12 protein-coding genes are annotated in these 14,633 nt (G+C 61.8%); 11 read left to right on the top strand and 1 reads right to left on the bottom strand.

All coding sequences use genetic code 11. The features are described 5' to 3' along the window. Window positions 1–62 precede the first annotated feature (62 nt). Genes aceE through lpdA form a run of 3 tightly spaced genes read left to right on the top strand, consistent with a single transcriptional unit; the run spans window position 63 to window position 6,032 of the window. Window positions 63–2,783 carry a pyruvate dehydrogenase (acetyl-transferring), homodimeric type gene (gene aceE / locus BIO17B3_RS15185; protein ID WP_156054665.1) on the top strand — a complete coding sequence of 907 codons (2,721 nt, stop codon included), beginning with the start codon at window positions 63–65 and terminating at the stop codon, window positions 2,781–2,783. Window positions 2,784–2,821: 38 nt separating this feature from the next. Further along, window positions 2,822–4,207, top strand: coding sequence for a dihydrolipoyllysine-residue acetyltransferase (gene aceF, locus BIO17B3_RS15190; RefSeq protein WP_156054666.1), 1,386 nt, complete (start codon window positions 2,822–2,824; stop codon window positions 4,205–4,207). Window positions 4,208–4,220: 13 nt separating this feature from the next. Continuing rightward, window positions 4,221–6,032: a dihydrolipoyl dehydrogenase gene (gene lpdA / locus BIO17B3_RS15195; RefSeq protein WP_156054667.1), complete on the top strand. Its 1,812-nt coding sequence runs from the start codon at window positions 4,221–4,223 to the stop codon at window positions 6,030–6,032. A gap of 58 nt (window positions 6,033–6,090) precedes the next feature. Here lpdA and BIO17B3_RS15200 read toward each other — a convergent pair whose 3' ends face one another. Continuing rightward, a complete protein-coding gene (locus BIO17B3_RS15200; protein WP_156054668.1) occupies window positions 6,091–6,756 on the bottom strand; it encodes a C40 family peptidase in 666 nt (221 codons plus the stop codon). Window positions 6,757–6,840: 84 nt separating this feature from the next. On the opposite strand from BIO17B3_RS15200, the gene BIO17B3_RS15205 reads away from it, so the two are divergent. The 8 genes from BIO17B3_RS15205 (at window position 6,841) to soxA (ending at window position 14,630) form a co-directional block, all read left to right on the top strand. Next, on the top strand, window positions 6,841–7,818 hold the full coding sequence (locus tag BIO17B3_RS15205; protein WP_156054669.1) for an MDR family oxidoreductase: 978 nt from the start codon (window positions 6,841–6,843) through the stop codon (window positions 7,816–7,818). 92 nt (window positions 7,819–7,910) lie between these two features. Beyond that, a complete protein-coding gene (locus tag BIO17B3_RS15210) occupies window positions 7,911–9,803 on the top strand; it encodes a propionate--CoA ligase (protein ID WP_156054670.1) in 1,893 nt (630 codons plus the stop codon). A gap of 83 nt (window positions 9,804–9,886) precedes the next feature. Further along, entirely contained in the window at window positions 9,887–10,285 is a 399-nt protein-coding gene (locus BIO17B3_RS15215; RefSeq protein WP_013106575.1) for a helix-turn-helix transcriptional regulator, read from the top strand. A 12-nt stretch (window positions 10,286–10,297) separates the two neighbouring features. After that, on the top strand, window positions 10,298–11,677 hold the full coding sequence (soxC, locus tag BIO17B3_RS15220; RefSeq protein WP_156054671.1) for a sulfite dehydrogenase: 1,380 nt from the start codon (window positions 10,298–10,300) through the stop codon (window positions 11,675–11,677). Further along, entirely contained in the window at window positions 11,655–12,779 is a 1,125-nt protein-coding gene (locus BIO17B3_RS15225; protein ID WP_156054672.1) for a c-type cytochrome, read from the top strand. The genes soxC and BIO17B3_RS15225 overlap by 23 nt, the downstream gene beginning before the upstream one ends. Before the next feature lie 50 nt (window positions 12,780–12,829). Next, window positions 12,830–13,303 (top strand): thiosulfate oxidation carrier protein SoxY, encoded by a 474-nt coding sequence (gene soxY, locus BIO17B3_RS15230; protein WP_013124560.1) that lies wholly within the window; start codon window positions 12,830–12,832, stop codon window positions 13,301–13,303. A gap of 104 nt (window positions 13,304–13,407) precedes the next feature. Beyond that, window positions 13,408–13,719 (top strand): thiosulfate oxidation carrier complex protein SoxZ, encoded by a 312-nt coding sequence (gene soxZ / locus BIO17B3_RS15235; RefSeq protein ID WP_013106571.1) that lies wholly within the window; start codon window positions 13,408–13,410, stop codon window positions 13,717–13,719. Between the two features lie 8 nt (window positions 13,720–13,727). Beyond that, complete coding sequence (gene soxA / locus BIO17B3_RS15240; protein ID WP_232054309.1) at window positions 13,728–14,630, top strand: sulfur oxidation c-type cytochrome SoxA; 903 nt, start codon at window positions 13,728–13,730, stop codon at window positions 14,628–14,630. Window positions 14,631–14,633 lie beyond the last annotated feature (3 nt).

Consider the following 14,633-nt stretch of genomic DNA (forward strand, 5'->3'; position numbering starts at 1 on the left):
CAAATCTTGTGATTTGAAAAATTGTTTGCGATACTGCGCCACAAATTCATGAGGAGAACATGATGGCTGCCTTACCCGAGATGCAACCCAGCTCACTTTCCGCCGCCGCGGGAGATGCCGATCCCCAGGAAACCCGAGAGTGGCTGGATGCGCTGGACGCGCTGATCGCTGCCGAAGGCCCGCAGCGGGCGCATTTCGTCCTCGAATCGCTGATCGCCGAAGCGCGGCAGAACGGCGTGGACGTGCCCTTCTCGGCCAACACCGCCTACGTCAACACCATTGCCACCGACGACGAGGTGCGCAGCCCGGGCAATGTCGAGATCGAGGAGCGGCTGCGCGCCTACATGCGCTGGAACGCCATGGCGATGGTGGTTCATGCCAACCGTCTGCACCCGGCCGATGGAGGCGATCTGGGCGGGCATATGGCCTCGTTCGCATCGCTGGCCACCATGTATGGCACCGGCTTCAACCATTTCTGGCACGCGCCCACAGCCGAGCACGGCGGTGATCTGATTTACTTTCAGGGCCATAGCGCGCCGGGCATCTACGCCCGTGCCTATATGGAAGGGCGGTTGACGGAAGAGCAGCTCCTGCATTTCCGCCAAGAAGTCGGCGGCAAAGGGCTGTCGAGCTACCCCCACCCCAAGTTGATGCCGAACTTCTGGCAATTCTCAACAGTGAGCATGGGGCTGGGGCCGATCATGGCGATCTACCAGGCGCGCTATCTCAAGTATCTGCACGCCCGCGGCATTGCCGATACCTCCAAGCGCAAGGTCTGGGCTTTCTGCGGCGACGGTGAAATGGACGAGCCCGAGGCGCTCGGCGCCGTGGGGCTGGCGGCGCGCGAAAAACTCGACAACCTGGTGTTCGTCATCAACTGCAATCTACAGCGCCTCGACGGCCCGGTGCGCGGCAACGGCAAGATCATCCAGGAACTCGAAGGCGAGTTCCGCGGCTCGGGCTGGAACGTCATCAAACTCATCTGGGGCTCTTACTGGGACCCGCTGCTGGCGCGCGACAAAGACGGCATCCTGCGTCAGGTGATGATGGATGTGCTCGACGGCGACTATCAGGCGATGAAGGCCAATGACGGCGCCTTCGTGCGCAAGCATTTTTTCGGCCGCGACCCGCGCCTGCTCAAGATGGTCGAGCACATGAGCGACGAAGACATCTGGCGCCTGAACCGCGGCGGCCACGATCCGCAAAAAGTCTATGCCGCCTTCCACGCTGCGGCCAACCATCAGGGCGGCCCCACGGTGCTGCTGGTCAAGACCATCAAGGGCTATGGCATGGGCCGCGCGGCCGAGGCGCGCAATGTGGCGCACCAGGTCAAAAAGCTCACCGATGAAGACATTCGCGAATTCCGCGACCGTTTCAACATCCCGGTGCCCGACAGCGAACTGCCCAAGCTGCCGTTCTTCAAGCCGGCCGACGACACGCCGGAAATGAAGTACCTGATGGAGCGTCGCAAGGCCCTGGGCGGCCCGCTGCCGCAGCGCCGCGAAAAGGCCGACGAACATCTGCCCGTGCCCGATCTGAAAGAGATTTTCCAGCCCATGCTCGAAGCCACGGCCGAGGGCCGCGAAATCTCCACCACCCAGGCTTATGTGCGCTGCCTCAACCAACTGCTGCGCGACAAGACGCTGGGCCCGCGCGTCGTGCCCATTCTGGTGGACGAAACCCGTACCTTCGGCATGGAAGGGCTGTACCGGCAGATCGGCATCTACGCGCCGGAAGGACAGAAATACACCCCGGTCGATCGTGGCGAGGTGATGTATTACCGCGAAGACAAACAGGGCCAGATCCTGCAGGAAGGCATCAACGAAGCGGGCGGCATGTGCTCGTGGATCGCCTCGGCCACCAGCTACTCGCACAGCAACCGCATCACCATTCCGTTCTACATCTTCTATTCGATGTTCGGCTTCCAGCGCATCGGCGACCTGATCTGGGCCGCGGGCGACATGTTGGCGCGCGGCTTCCTGCTGGGCGGCACCTCCGGGCGCACCACGCTCAACGGCGAAGGGCTGCAGCACGAAGACGGCCACAGCCAGGTCATGGCCGCCAACGTGCCCAACTGCATCAGCTACGACCCGACCTTCGCCCACGAGGTGGCCGTCATCCTGCATGCGGGTCTCAAGCGCATGGTCGAGAATCAGGAGAACGTGTTCTATTACCTGACCCTGCTCAACGAAAACTACGCCCAACCCGGGCTGCAGCCGGGCACCGAAGAGCAGATTCTCAAGGGCATGTACCTGTGCAAGCCGGGCAAGGCCGAGGTCAAGCAGCGCGTGCAGTTGCTCGGCTCCGGTTCCATCCTGCGCGAAAGTCTGGCGGCGCAGGAACTGCTGGAAAGCGACTGGGGCGTCGCCGCCGACGTGTGGAGCTGCCCGAGCTTCAACGAACTGGCGCGTGATGGCAAGGCCGCCGAGCGCTGGAACCTGCTGCACCCGACCGACAAGCCGCGCGTGCCCTTCGTCACCCAGCAGCTCGACAAGCACGCAGGCCCGGTGGTGGCCAGCACCGACTATGTGCGCCTGTTCGCTGAACAAATCCGTCCCTTCCTGCCCAAGGGACGCAACTACCGGGTGCTGGGCACCGACGGCTTCGGCCGCTCGGATACCCGCACCGAGCTGCGTCGCCACTTCGAGGTCGATCGCCACTACATCGTGCTGGCTGCGCTGCGCGGTCTGGTCGATGAGGGCGCGCTGCCTGCGGCCAAGCTCACCGAGGCCATTGCCAAGTACGGCATCGACACGGAGAAGGTGTTCTCGCTCTACGCCTGAACGACCGCCGAACGCACACACAACAGGAGACACCCAACATGGCCGTCGTCGAGGTCAAGGTTCCCGATATCGGGGACTTCAAGGATGTGGAAGTGATCGAGGTTCTGGTCAAGGCCGGAGATAAGATCGCGGTTGATCAATCGCTGGTCACGGTGGAGAGTGACAAGGCCAGCATGGAGATCCCCAGCAGCGCAGCCGGCGTGGTGAAGGCGCTGCGGGTGAAGCTGGGCGACAAGGTGAACGAAGGCACGGTTTTGCTCGAACTCGACGCCGCAGGCGCCGCCGACGCACCGCCCGCCGCAGAAGCTCCGTCCGCTCCGGTCGTTCCGGCAGCAGCCGAGCCTGCGCAGCCCGAGGCATCGCCGCTGGTCGCGCTGCCTCCTGCGGCGGTTGGCGTGGGTTTCGCCTCTGAGCCGCGTCACCACACCCCGCCTACCGCCGCGCTACCGGTGCACGAGCCTGCAGCAACCACTGCGCTGTTGCCGCACGCTTCGCCGAGTGTGCGCAAGCTGGCGCGTGAACTCGGCGTGCCGCTGGCGGAAGTCAAGGGCAGCGGCAGCAAGGGCCGCATCACCGCGGAGGATGTGCAAGCCTTCGTCAAGGCGGTGATGTCAGGCCAGACCGTGACTCAGGCCGCGGCTGTGGCGGGAGTCGGTGCGGGCAAGGGCGCGGCCAGCCTGGGCGGGCTCACGCTCCTGCCCTGGCCCAAGGTGGATTTTGCCAAGTTCGGCCCGGTCAGCAGCCAGCCGCTGTCGCGCATCAAAAAGCTCTCGGGCCCCAATCTGGCGCGCAACTGGGCGATGATTCCGCATGTCACCCAGTTCGACGAGGCCGACATCACCGAGCTGGAGGAATTCCGCAAGAGCAGCAACGAACGCATGGCTAAGCAAGGCGTGAAGCTCACCATGCTCGCCTTTGTGATGAAAGCCTGCGTGACGGTGCTCAAGCAAATGCCCGCATTCAATAGTTCGCTCGATGAAAGCGGCGAGAACCTCATTCTGAAGGACTACATCCACCTGGGTTTCGCGGCCGATACGCCGCAAGGCCTGGTCGTGCCGGTGCTCAAGGATGTGGACAAGAAGGGCCTGGCGCAAATCGCCAAGGAAATGGGCGAGCTGGCCGCGACGGCGCGCGAAGGCAAGCTCAAGCCTTCAGACATGCAGGGTGCGACCTTCACCATTTCCAGCCTGGGCGGTGTGGGCGGAACGGCCTTCACGCCCATCATCAATGCGCCGGAAGTGGCCATATTGGGGCTGTCCAAATCGCAGATCAAACCGGTCTGGGACGGCGCCGCGTTCCAGCCACGGCTGATGCTGCCGCTTTCGCTGTCGTACGACCACCGCGTCATCGACGGGGCGATGGCCGCGCGCTTCACCACCGTGCTCGGCGAGTTGCTCGCCGATTTGCGGCGTGTGCTGATCTGACCGGGAGCACGATATGGCCATCATCGAAGTCAAGGTTCCCGATATCGGGGACTTCAAGGATGTGGAAGTGATCGAGGTTCTGGTGAAGGCCGGAGACCAGATTGCGGTCGATCAATCGCTGGTCACGGTGGAGAGTGACAAGGCCAGCATGGAGATCCCCAGCAGCGCCGCCGGCGTGGTGAAGGCGCTGCGGGTGAAACTGGGCGACAAGGTAAACGAAGGCACGGTTTTGCTGGAGCTGGACGCTGCGGGTGCGCAGGCAATCGACGAGACTACGCCCGCGCCGCCCGCGCCTGCCGCCTCGCCGACAAACACGGCGCCACAAACCTCACCCGCGCCGCAGGCTGCCGCCGCGTTCTCTGGCAAGGTCGATGTGGAGTGCGACGTGCTGGTGCTCGGCGCTGGCCCCGGGGGATATTCCGCCGCATTTCGCGCCGCCGACCTGGGCCTGAAGGTGGTGCTGGTCGAGCGTTACGCCGCTTTGGGGGGCGTGTGCCTCAACGTCGGCTGCATACCCAGCAAGGCGCTGCTGCATGTGGCCGCAGTCATGGACGAAGCGGCGCATTTCGCCGACCTCGGGGTGGAATTCGGCGCGCCCAAGGTCGATCTCGCCAAGCTGGCGGCGCACAAAGGCAAGGTGGTGGGCAAGCTCACCGGCGGTCTGGCGGCCATGGCGAAAATGCGCAAGGTCACCGTCGTGCGCGGCTATGGGGCGTTCATCGACGCGCACCATGTGCAGGTCGAACTCACCGAGGGCGAGGGTCAAAACAAGACCGGCGCCACGCAGACGGTGGGCTTTCAGCGCGCCATCATCGCCGCAGGTTCGCAGGCGGTGCGCCTGCCCTTCTTGCCCGATGACCCGCGCATCGTCGATTCAACCGGCGCGCTCACCCTGGAGCAGGCGCCGAAGAATATGCTCATCGTCGGCGGCGGCATCATCGGGCTGGAGATGGGCACGGTGTATTCCACGCTGGGCGCGCGCTTGGATGTGGTGGAAATGCTCGATGGTCTGATGCCCGGCGCCGACCGCGATCTGGTGAAGGTCTGGCAGAAGCTCAACGCCAAGCGCTTCGACCGCATGATGCTCAAGACCAAGACGGTGGCCGCCCAAGCCAAGCCCGACGGCATCTGGGTGACGTTTGAGGGCGAAGGTGCTCCTACCGAGCCGCAGCGCTACGACCTGGTGCTGCAAGCCGTGGGCCGCGCGCCCAATGGCCGCAAAATCGCGGCCGACAAGGCCGGCGTGGCGGTGAACGAGCGCGGATTCATTCCGGTGGATGCGCAGTTGCGCACCAACGTGCCGCACATCCATGCCATTGGTGACATCGTCGGCCAGCCCATGCTGGCGCACAAGGCGGTGCACGAGGGCCATGTCGCCGCCGAGGTGTGCGCGGGCGAACTCAAAGGCGACGACGCGCTGGCGAAGTCGGCCTTCGACGCGCGGGTGATTCCCAGCGTGGCCTATACCGATCCGGAGATCGCCTGGGTCGGCCTGACCGAAGACGCAGCCAAAGCGCAAGGCATCGCCGTGACCAAGGGGCTGTTTCCGTGGACGGCATCGGGTCGGGCTATCGCCAACGGGCGTGACGAGGGTTTCACCAAGCTGTTGTTCGATAAGGCGACGCACCGCATCGTCGGCGGCGGTATTGTCGGCACCCACGCGGGCGACCTCATCAGCGAAATCGCCCTGGCGATCGAGATGGGGGCGGACGCGGTGGACATCGGCCGCACCATCCATCCGCATCCCACACTGGGCGAATCCGTGGGTCTGGCGGCTGAGGCAGCAGAGTGCAGCTGTACCGATCTGCCGCCGCCACGGCGATAAAAAAACGGGCCTCGGCCCGTTTTTTTGTAAGCAGCTTGGCAATGAACGCCGGATTCGCTTATTGCCCCGCCTGTGCCGCCGCATCGCTCGTGCTGCTGCCAGGGTCGTCTTGCGCGACTTCGGTCTGCGGGCTCGTCATGATGCGGCGCGCGCCGTCGAAGCGTTTGGCCCAGTAAGGCGAATCGAGATTTTCGACGCGCACAGTCTGGCCTGGTCGGGGAGAGTGAATGAACTGACCATCGCCGATGTAAATGCCCACATGCGAGAAGGCTCGGCGCAGCGTGTTGAAAAACACCAGATCGCCCGGTTTGAGCTGGCTTTCTGGAATCTTTTCTCCTTCGTGCGCCTGCTCCGCGGCGTTGTGCGGCAGCACCGTGCCCAGCGTTTCCTGATAGACGTAGCGCACAAAACCCGAGCAATCGAAGCCGCTGCGCGCAGAGTCGCCGCCGTAGCGATATTTCACGCCCAGAAAGCTCAGTGCATTGACCACCAAGTCGGAAGCCCGGGTGGAGACCTGATGCACAAAGCCGTTTTGCGTCAACCATTGGCGCAGTGAGGCGTCGTCGCGCTGGGCGTTTTGCACGTCTTGCACCGCTTTTTCAGAGGGCTGCGCCGGGTCGATCTGGGGCAGCACACGCGGGCCGGCCCAGACTGAGGTGATGCCGCACGGTCCTAACAGGCAACAGGTCAAGGCAATCTGGGCGAACAAGGGGTTGACACGCATAATCGCGTGAATTTAGATAGAACGCTTGAATGTGTCAATCATTGTGCAGTGCAAGAAGCATTGCCGCCTCAACGGGAAAACACGATGTTCACTGCCTGGAAACTCAATCAGACCGATCAAGGCTTCAGTGCCACCCTGGCGGCATGGCCAGACGAAGAACTCCCTGCGGGAGACGTGACCGTCGCGGTGGAATATTCCACCCTGAACTACAAAGACGCGCTGGCGCTGACCAACCGCGGCCCGGTCGTGCGGCGCTGGCCCATGGTGCCGGGCATCGACGGCGCAGGCACGGTGCTTGAAAGCACGCATGCCGACTGGCAGCCTGGCGACCGCTGGGTGCTCAACGGCTGGGGCGTGGGCGAAACGCATTGGGGCTGCCTGAGCCAGCGAGCGCGGCTCAATGGAGACTGGTTGATCCGGCTGCCCAAGGCCTTCACCGCGCGACAGGCTATGGCGTTGGGTACTGCCGGTTATACCGCGGCGCTGTGCGTGCTGGCGATCGAGCGGCATGGCGCGCTTCCCGCGCAGGGCAGCGTGCTGGTGACGGGGGCAAGCGGTGGCGTGGGCAGCGTGGCCGTGGCGCTGCTGGCCAAAATGGGATGGACGGTCGTGGCGTCAACTGGCAAGTTGCAGGAGCAAGCCTATTTGCGCGCGCTCGGGGCCGCTGAGGTGATCGACCGCAACACGCTTTCGTCGCCCGGCAAACCGTTGCAGAAAGAGCGCTGGGCGGCGGTGGTGGATACGGTGGGCAGCCACACCCTGGCCAACGCCTGCGCACAAACCCGCTGGGGCGGCGTGGTGGCCGCGTGCGGACTGGCGGGAGGCATGGATTTCCCAACCACGGTGGCGCCCTTCATTCTGCGGGGCGTGACACTGGCGGGAATCGACAGCGTGATGCAGCCGCAGTCGGCTCGGTGCAAAGCCTGGCAGAAGCTGGCCGATCTGATCGATGCGCCGATGCTCGATCAGATCGCTCACGACATCCCGCTCGATCAGGCTCAAACCGCTGCGCAAGAATTGCTCGACGGCAAAGTGCGGGGTCGGCTTGTGGTGAAGATTTGATCGCGGCTCCCCTCAGCTCATCGATGAGTCAGTTCGGCGTCAGCGCCCATTCCTAGGCTGGGCCGCATTCATACAAAACAGGAGACAGTGCGATGATTGATGCGTCTTACGCCGATTTTTACCGCCGCAGCGTCGATTCACCCGAAGCTTTCTGGGCCGAGCAGGCGCAGGCCATCGATTGGAAAAAGCCGTGGAACAGTGTGCTCGACCGCAGCAAACCGCCATTCTCCGCCTGGTTTTCGGGGGGCTTGACCAACCTCTGTCACAACGCGGTCGACCGCCATCTGCCGGAGCGCGCCGGGCAAGCCGCGCTGGTGTATGTGTCCACCGAAACGGGCCAGGAGGTGAGCTATAGCTACGCCGAGCTGCACCGTGAGGTGCAGATCATGGCGGCCAGTTTGCAGAGCCTGGGCGTCACCCAGGGCGACCGGGTGCTGATCTATATGCCGATGATTCCCGAGGCGGTGTTCGCCATGCTGGCCTGCGTGCGTCTGGGCGCGGTGCATTCGGTGGTGTTCGGCGGGTTCGCGTCGGTGAGCCTTGCGGCGCGTATCGATGACGCGCAACCCAAAGTCATCGTCAGCGCCGACGCTGGATCGCGCGCGGGCAAGGTCGTGTCGTACAAACCCTTGCTCGACGAAGCGCTGCGTCTGTCGCAGCATCCGCCCGAGCAGGTCATCGTGGTCGATCGCGGGCTGGCGGATTGGGCCCGGCAGCAGCCGCGCGATGTTTCCTACGCCGATTTGCGTACCCGGCACGCCCGGGCGGAAGTGCCCTGCGTCTGGGTCGATTCCACCCATCCGAGCTACATCCTCTATACCTCGGGCACGACGGGCAAACCCAAGGGCGTGCAGCGCGATACCGGGGGCTATGCCGTGGCGCTGCAACTGTCCATGCGCGTGATTTTCGGCGGCCAGCCCGGGGAGACGTTTTTCTGTACGAGCGACATCGGCTGGGTTGTGGGGCATAGCTACATCGTGTATGCGCCCTTGCTCTCCGGCATGACCACCATTCTGTACGAGGGCACCCCCATCCGCCCGGATGCCGCTGTGTTCTGGCGCATCGTCGAGCAGTATCGCGTCAATCAGATGTTCTCCGCCCCAACCGCCATGCGCGTGCTCAAGCGCCATGACCCCGCGCTGTTGCAGCGGCACGACCTGTCGAGTCTGCGTGCCATTTTTCTCGCGGGCGAGCCGCTGGACGAACCCACTGGCCGCTGGGCCGCCGAATCGCTGAACAAGCCGGTGATCGACAACTATTGGCAAACCGAAACTGGCTGGCCCATTCTGGCAACCCCGCTGGGATTTCCCGACGTGGCTTCTCGCATGGGCTCCCCCGGCGTTTCCATGCCGGGTTACAAAGTCTGCCTGCGCAACGAGACAGACGGCGAGCCGGTCGCTCCCGGCGAAAAAGGCGTGGTGGCGATCGACTGGCCGCTGCCGCCCGGTTGTCTGCAAACCATCTGGGGCGACGACGCCCGTTTTGTGGATACCTACTGGAGTACATACCCGAACCGGCAGGTGTATTCCACCTTCGACTGGGGCCGTCAGGACGCCGACGGCTATCTCTACATCCTCGGTCGCACCGACGATGTCATCAATGTGGCCGGACACAGGCTCGGCACGCGCGAAATCGAAGAGAGCATCAGCGCGCATCCCGCAGTGGCCGAGGTGGCCGTCGTGGGCGTGCAGGATGCACTCAAAGGACAAGCCGCCTGGGCCTTCGTGGTTCTGCGTCCGGGGCAGGATAATGTGACTGCGCAGGCCAGTCAGGCCTCCATCGCCGCCCACGTCGACGCCCAACTCGGCGCCGTCGCCAGACCCCAGCGCATCTGCCTGGTGACGGCACTGCCCAAGACCCGCTCAGGAAAAATGTTGCGTCGCGCGATCCAGGCGATTTGCGAAGGCCGTGACCCCGGCGACCTCACTACACTGGAAGACCCGCTTGCCCTTCAGCAAATTCCTGATGCAATTGCGCGTCCCTGACTAGGGAAACTCCTAGCCGCCAAGGGTGGACAAGCCCCGTCAGGGTTTGAAAAATATCAGTGCTTGCTTATAAGCAAATTCATATGCCACAAACTGACACGCTCCCGGAACTGGTGACGTCGCCCGCAGATGATCTCTCGGTCGACGCGGATCGGGTGTTCGATTCCGCCGCCGAGCTCTTCGGCGTCCTCGCCACCCCCCTGCGCTTGCGCATCCTCAATTCCATCTGTACAGGCGAAAAAAGCGTGACAGAAATCATGGACTCGGTCGATTCGACCCAGCCCAACGTGTCCCAGCATCTCAAGGTGTTGTATCAAGCCGGTGTGGTCGCCAAGCGCCGCGTCGGTAATCTGGTTTATTACCGTGTGCAGAGCGAGAAGGCAGTGCAGTTGTGCCGGACCGTGTGTACTCAAATTGCCATCGAGCTCGACGATCCTGAATCGGTTTCGCAGACGGATCGCCTGGCCCGACGTGCCTACTAAGCGAGAAAGAGGATGAGTGACTACACAAAAAAGCTAGGCCGGCTGCGTAAAGCACCGGAAAACTTCCTGAGCGCTGAGCAGATCGCCCAGGTTCAGGGAGGTCGCCGCGACTTTTTGCGTAAAGCGTTTCTGACGGCCAGCGCCACCATGGCCGCTGGCGGTGCAGCGAACGTCTACGCAGCCGATCGCAAAGACTGGGAGGGTGACAAGGGCAGCAAGTTCATCCTGAAAGAGCAGGAGTGGCGCACCACTCTGGGCGCTCCGGTGAACGAGCCGCCTTACGGCATGCCGTCCAAGTACGAAAAGGACTTGGTGCGCCGCATCAGTCCGGGTCTGGCTGCGGTGAATCAGGCCAACGTGGCCTTTGCGCCGCTGCAAGGCATGTTCGGTATCGTCACGCCGGCGGGTCTGCACTTCAACCGCTCGCACCAGGGCTGGTACGACATCAATCCGGAAGACTTCCGCTTCATGGTGATGGGTGAGAAGAATCTCATCAAGAAGCCCAAGGTCTATACCGTGGGCGACATCATGCGCATGCAGCCGGTGTCGCGCTTCCACTTCATCGAATGCGGCGCTAACTCCGCGATGGAATGGGGCAACGTGGCACTGCCGACCGTGCAATATACGCACGGCATGGTGTCCTGCTCCGAGTTCACCGGTGTGCCGCTCATCGACATTCTCGAAGACTGCGGCGCCGACCTCAAGGGTGTTCGCTTCATCATGGCGGAAGGCGCTGACGGCTCGACCGAAAACCGCACCATCCCGATGTCGCTCGTGCTGTCGGGTGAGGTGCTGGTGGCCTACGGCCAGAACGGTGAAATGCTCCGCCCGGAAAACGGCTACCCGCTGCGTTTGGTGGTGCCGGGGGTCGAAGGCGTTTCCAACATCAAGTACCTGCGCCGCATCAAGCTCGGTACCCAGCCTTTCGCCACCAAGGACGAAACCGTGGGCTACGTCGATCTGATGCCCGATGGCCGTCTGCGTCAATACACCTCGGTCATGGAAGTCAAGTCGGTGATCACCTCGCCGTCCGGTGGTCAGGTGTTGTTGGACAAAGGGCTCTACAACGTCTCGGGTCTGGCTTGGTCGGGCCGCGGCAAAATCAAGCGTGTCGATGTCTCGTTCGACGGCGGCGTGAACTGGCAGCCCGCGCGTCTTGAAGGGCCGATCCAGAGCAAGGCATTCACTCGGTTCAATGTGCCTTGGGTTTGGAAGGGGCAGGTCGCCTTCCTGCAAAGTCGCGCGATTGACGAAACCGGCATGGTGCAGCCCACCTATGAAGAACTGCGCAAAGTGCGCGGTACTCGGTCCGTCTATCACAACAACGCAATCCAAACTTGGCAAGTTGAAGAAAATGGAGATGTTCGCAATGTCCAACTCGCGAATTCGTAAAGCCGCGCTGGCGGTCATTCTGGGAGGAATGTTTGTCGGCGGCGCCACGGTGGCCTCGGCGGCGGGCATGCCCGTCCATCCCCAAGTCCCCGCAAAGGACCTGAAGCTCGATGCCACCCTGGGTCGTACGGCAACGCCCGATGAAATCAAGGCCTGGAACATCGACGTTCGCCCTGATTTCGCCGGCCTGCCGGTCGGTCAAGGCAGCGTGGCAACCGGCACCAAGCTGTGGGAGGCCAAGTGCGCTTCGTGCCACGGTGACTTTGCCGATTCCAACGCGGTGTTCCCGCCTCTGGTCGGTGCCTACCAGGCCACCAAGCAGGACATCAAGACGGGTCGTGTCGCCAAGTTGGCGAACACCAATGATGGCGCAACCACCATTGAAAAGCTGTCCACGGTGTCCACGCTGTTCGACTACATCCACCGCGCCATGCCTTGGAACGAGCCGGGCTCGCTGACCTGGGACGACACTTATGCGCTGGTGGCCTACCTGTTGAACCTGGCCAACGTGGTGCCCGGCAACTTCGTACTGACCCGTGACAACGTGCAACAAGTTCAGGACATGCTGCCTAACCGCAATGGCATGATCTGGAACCACGGCATGTGGCCAGGCAAAGAGATCGGGAATGGGGGTATCCCGGATACCCACAACACGGATTGCATGAAAAACTGCGCACCAGCTCCCAAAATCACCAGCTTCATTCCTGAGTTTGCGCTGAACAATAACGGCAATCTGGCAGATCAGTACCGCACCTGGGGTCCGATCCGCGGCATGATGACCGAATCTGCGGCAGAGCAGGAAAAGAAAGCCAAGGAAAAAGCCGCGGCGGACAGCAATCCTGACGCCAAGGTGGTTGCTCTTTTGAAAGACAAGTCCTGCCTGGCCTGCCATAGCTTGGGTGACAACAAGCTGGTCGGCCCAGGTTACAAGGAAGTCGCTGGCAAGTATGGCGGCAAAAAAGATATGGTCGCCGAGTTGACCACACGCATCATCAAGGGCGGTTCAGGTGTGTGGGGCTCTATCCCCATGCCGCCGCAAACCATCAGCGAAGGCGATGCCAAGATGATTGCGCAGTGGATTGTCGACGGCGCGAAGCAGTAATACGTTATCAAGATACAGGTACTGTCCTGTTCACTTTAAGGAGAAGACTGATGAATCAAACTCGTCGCCAGGTCATGCAGATTGGTGCAGGCGCAGCCGCCCTGGGCGTTGCTGCAACCGCTGGTCTCATGCCCAATATTGCCCTGGCTGCTGACGCTCCGGGTTGGAATGCGCCCCTGTTCGAAGCCAAGTCGTTTGCCGACGCGGCCAAGATCTGGGGTGGAACGCCTACCGAAAGCACCGATGTCAGCATCATCGGTCCGGACATCGCCGAAAACGGCGCTGTTGTGCCCGTGGGTGTGAAAAGCAATGCAGCCGGTACCACCGCGCTGGGTATCGTGATCGAAAAGAACCCGACGGTCCTCGCCGGCATGTTCAACATGACCGACGCTTCGGTGCCCAACGTGGCCACCCGCGTCAAAATGGCGCAGACCTCCAACGTCTATGCCGTGGCCAAGGTTGGCGACAAGCTGCTGTTCAGCAAAAAAGAGATCAAGGTCACGCTGGGTGGTTGCGGCGGCTGATTAGCCTGCGGCAACCCGATCCCACGCGATCCAGCAACCCGATCTATTGATACCGTTTTGAATTTTGCTGATTCCAGCAACACACCTATTTAAGGAGTAACACGATGGCATTTCCGATGCGTATGCGGGCGAACGTCGAAGGCGACGCTGTGGTCGTTCGCGTTCTGATGACCCACCCCGAAGAGACCGGCCTGCTGAAAGACAAAGCTGGCCAAATCATTCCCGCCCACTTCATTCAGTCCGTCACCTGCAAAAATGGGGACAAGACCGTGATGACCTGCGACTGGGGCACGGCCATCTCCAAAAACCCGTTCCTGGAGTTCCGTTTCAAGGGCGGTAAAGCCGGTGACAAAGTGACTGTGTCCTGGATCGATAACAAGGGCGATACGTCCACTGCAGACACCACGGTGTCTTGATGCATCTCATGCGCGAAGCCGAACGGCTTTGCGCATTCTGGTTTATTCACCGCTGCGAGGAGACTATGAGAAACCGTACAAAAAAGACGGCCATCTTGGCCGGGGTTGCGCTACCCGCCATGCTGTGGGTCGGAGGATTTGCCGTACAGGCAAATGCGGCTTCACTGACCAATGAGGGCAATCAATATCTAGCCCTGATGAACGAAATGGGCGGTAACCCCGCTGATTTCAATATCGATGACGGCAAAAAACTTTGGACCGAAAAACGCGGCCCAAAAAATGCCTCGATGGAACAATGCAATCTGGGCCTTGGTCCCGGGGTGCTGAAGGGTGCGTATGCCCAGCTTCCGCGTTACTTTGCTGACACCGGCAAGGTGCAAGATCTGGAGTCCCGCCTGATTACCTGCATGGAAACCCTGCAAGGCTTTACTGAGCAGCAAGCTGAGCATGATGCTTTCGCCAAAGAAAGCGGCAATGCGACACCGCTGGTCAACATGGCGATGTATGTTGCCCATGAATCTGACAATATGAAAATCGCCATTCCGCAAAACACGCCGGAAGAAAAATTGGCGTATGAGAATGGTAAAAAGCTGTTCTTCTATCGTGGCGGGCCCTTCAGTTTTTCTTGCGCCACCTGTCACTCCGAGAAGGATAAGCGGATCAAAATCTCCGCATTGCCTGATCTCGTTGACACTGGGCCCAAGGGCGCTGCAGTGTCTTACGCGACATGGCCAGCTTACCCCAACTCGCAAGGTGTAGCTCGTACGCTTGAATGGCGCATGCTGGCTTGCTTCCGTCAACAACGCTTCCCCATGCCCAAGATGACTTCGAATGCGGTCATCGACCTGATTACCTACATGGGTGTGAATTCGAATGGCGCTACCCTGCACACGCCTTCGTTCAAGCGCTGAGAC

Origin of the sequence: Thiomonas sp. OC7 (assembly GCF_900634595.1) — a bacterium.
GTDB lineage: Bacteria > Pseudomonadota > Gammaproteobacteria > Burkholderiales > Burkholderiaceae_C > Thiomonas > Thiomonas arsenitoxydans.

Bases quoted from the DNA above. Each gene is read 5' to 3' on its own strand.
- aceE (WP_156054665.1), top strand. From the start codon at position 63: ATGGCTGCCTTACCCGAGATGCAACCCAGCTCACTTTCCGCCGCCGCG.
- aceF (WP_156054666.1), top strand. From the start codon at position 2,822: ATGGCCGTCGTCGAGGTCAAGGTTCCCGATATCGGGGACTTCAAGGAT.
- lpdA (WP_156054667.1), top strand. From the start codon at position 4,221: ATGGCCATCATCGAAGTCAAGGTTCCCGATATCGGGGACTTCAAGGAT.
- BIO17B3_RS15200 (WP_156054668.1), bottom strand. From the start codon at position 6,756: ATGCGTGTCAACCCCTTGTTCGCCCAGATTGCCTTGACCTGTTGCCTG.
- BIO17B3_RS15205 (WP_156054669.1), top strand. From the start codon at position 6,841: ATGTTCACTGCCTGGAAACTCAATCAGACCGATCAAGGCTTCAGTGCC.
- BIO17B3_RS15210 (WP_156054670.1), top strand. From the start codon at position 7,911: ATGATTGATGCGTCTTACGCCGATTTTTACCGCCGCAGCGTCGATTCA.
- BIO17B3_RS15215 (WP_013106575.1), top strand. From the start codon at position 9,887: ATGCCACAAACTGACACGCTCCCGGAACTGGTGACGTCGCCCGCAGAT.
- soxC (WP_156054671.1), top strand. From the start codon at position 10,298: ATGAGTGACTACACAAAAAAGCTAGGCCGGCTGCGTAAAGCACCGGAA.
- BIO17B3_RS15225 (WP_156054672.1), top strand. From the start codon at position 11,655: ATGTCCAACTCGCGAATTCGTAAAGCCGCGCTGGCGGTCATTCTGGGA.
- soxY (WP_013124560.1), top strand. From the start codon at position 12,830: ATGAATCAAACTCGTCGCCAGGTCATGCAGATTGGTGCAGGCGCAGCC.
- soxZ (WP_013106571.1), top strand. From the start codon at position 13,408: ATGGCATTTCCGATGCGTATGCGGGCGAACGTCGAAGGCGACGCTGTG.
- soxA (WP_232054309.1), top strand. From the start codon at position 13,728: ATGCGCGAAGCCGAACGGCTTTGCGCATTCTGGTTTATTCACCGCTGC.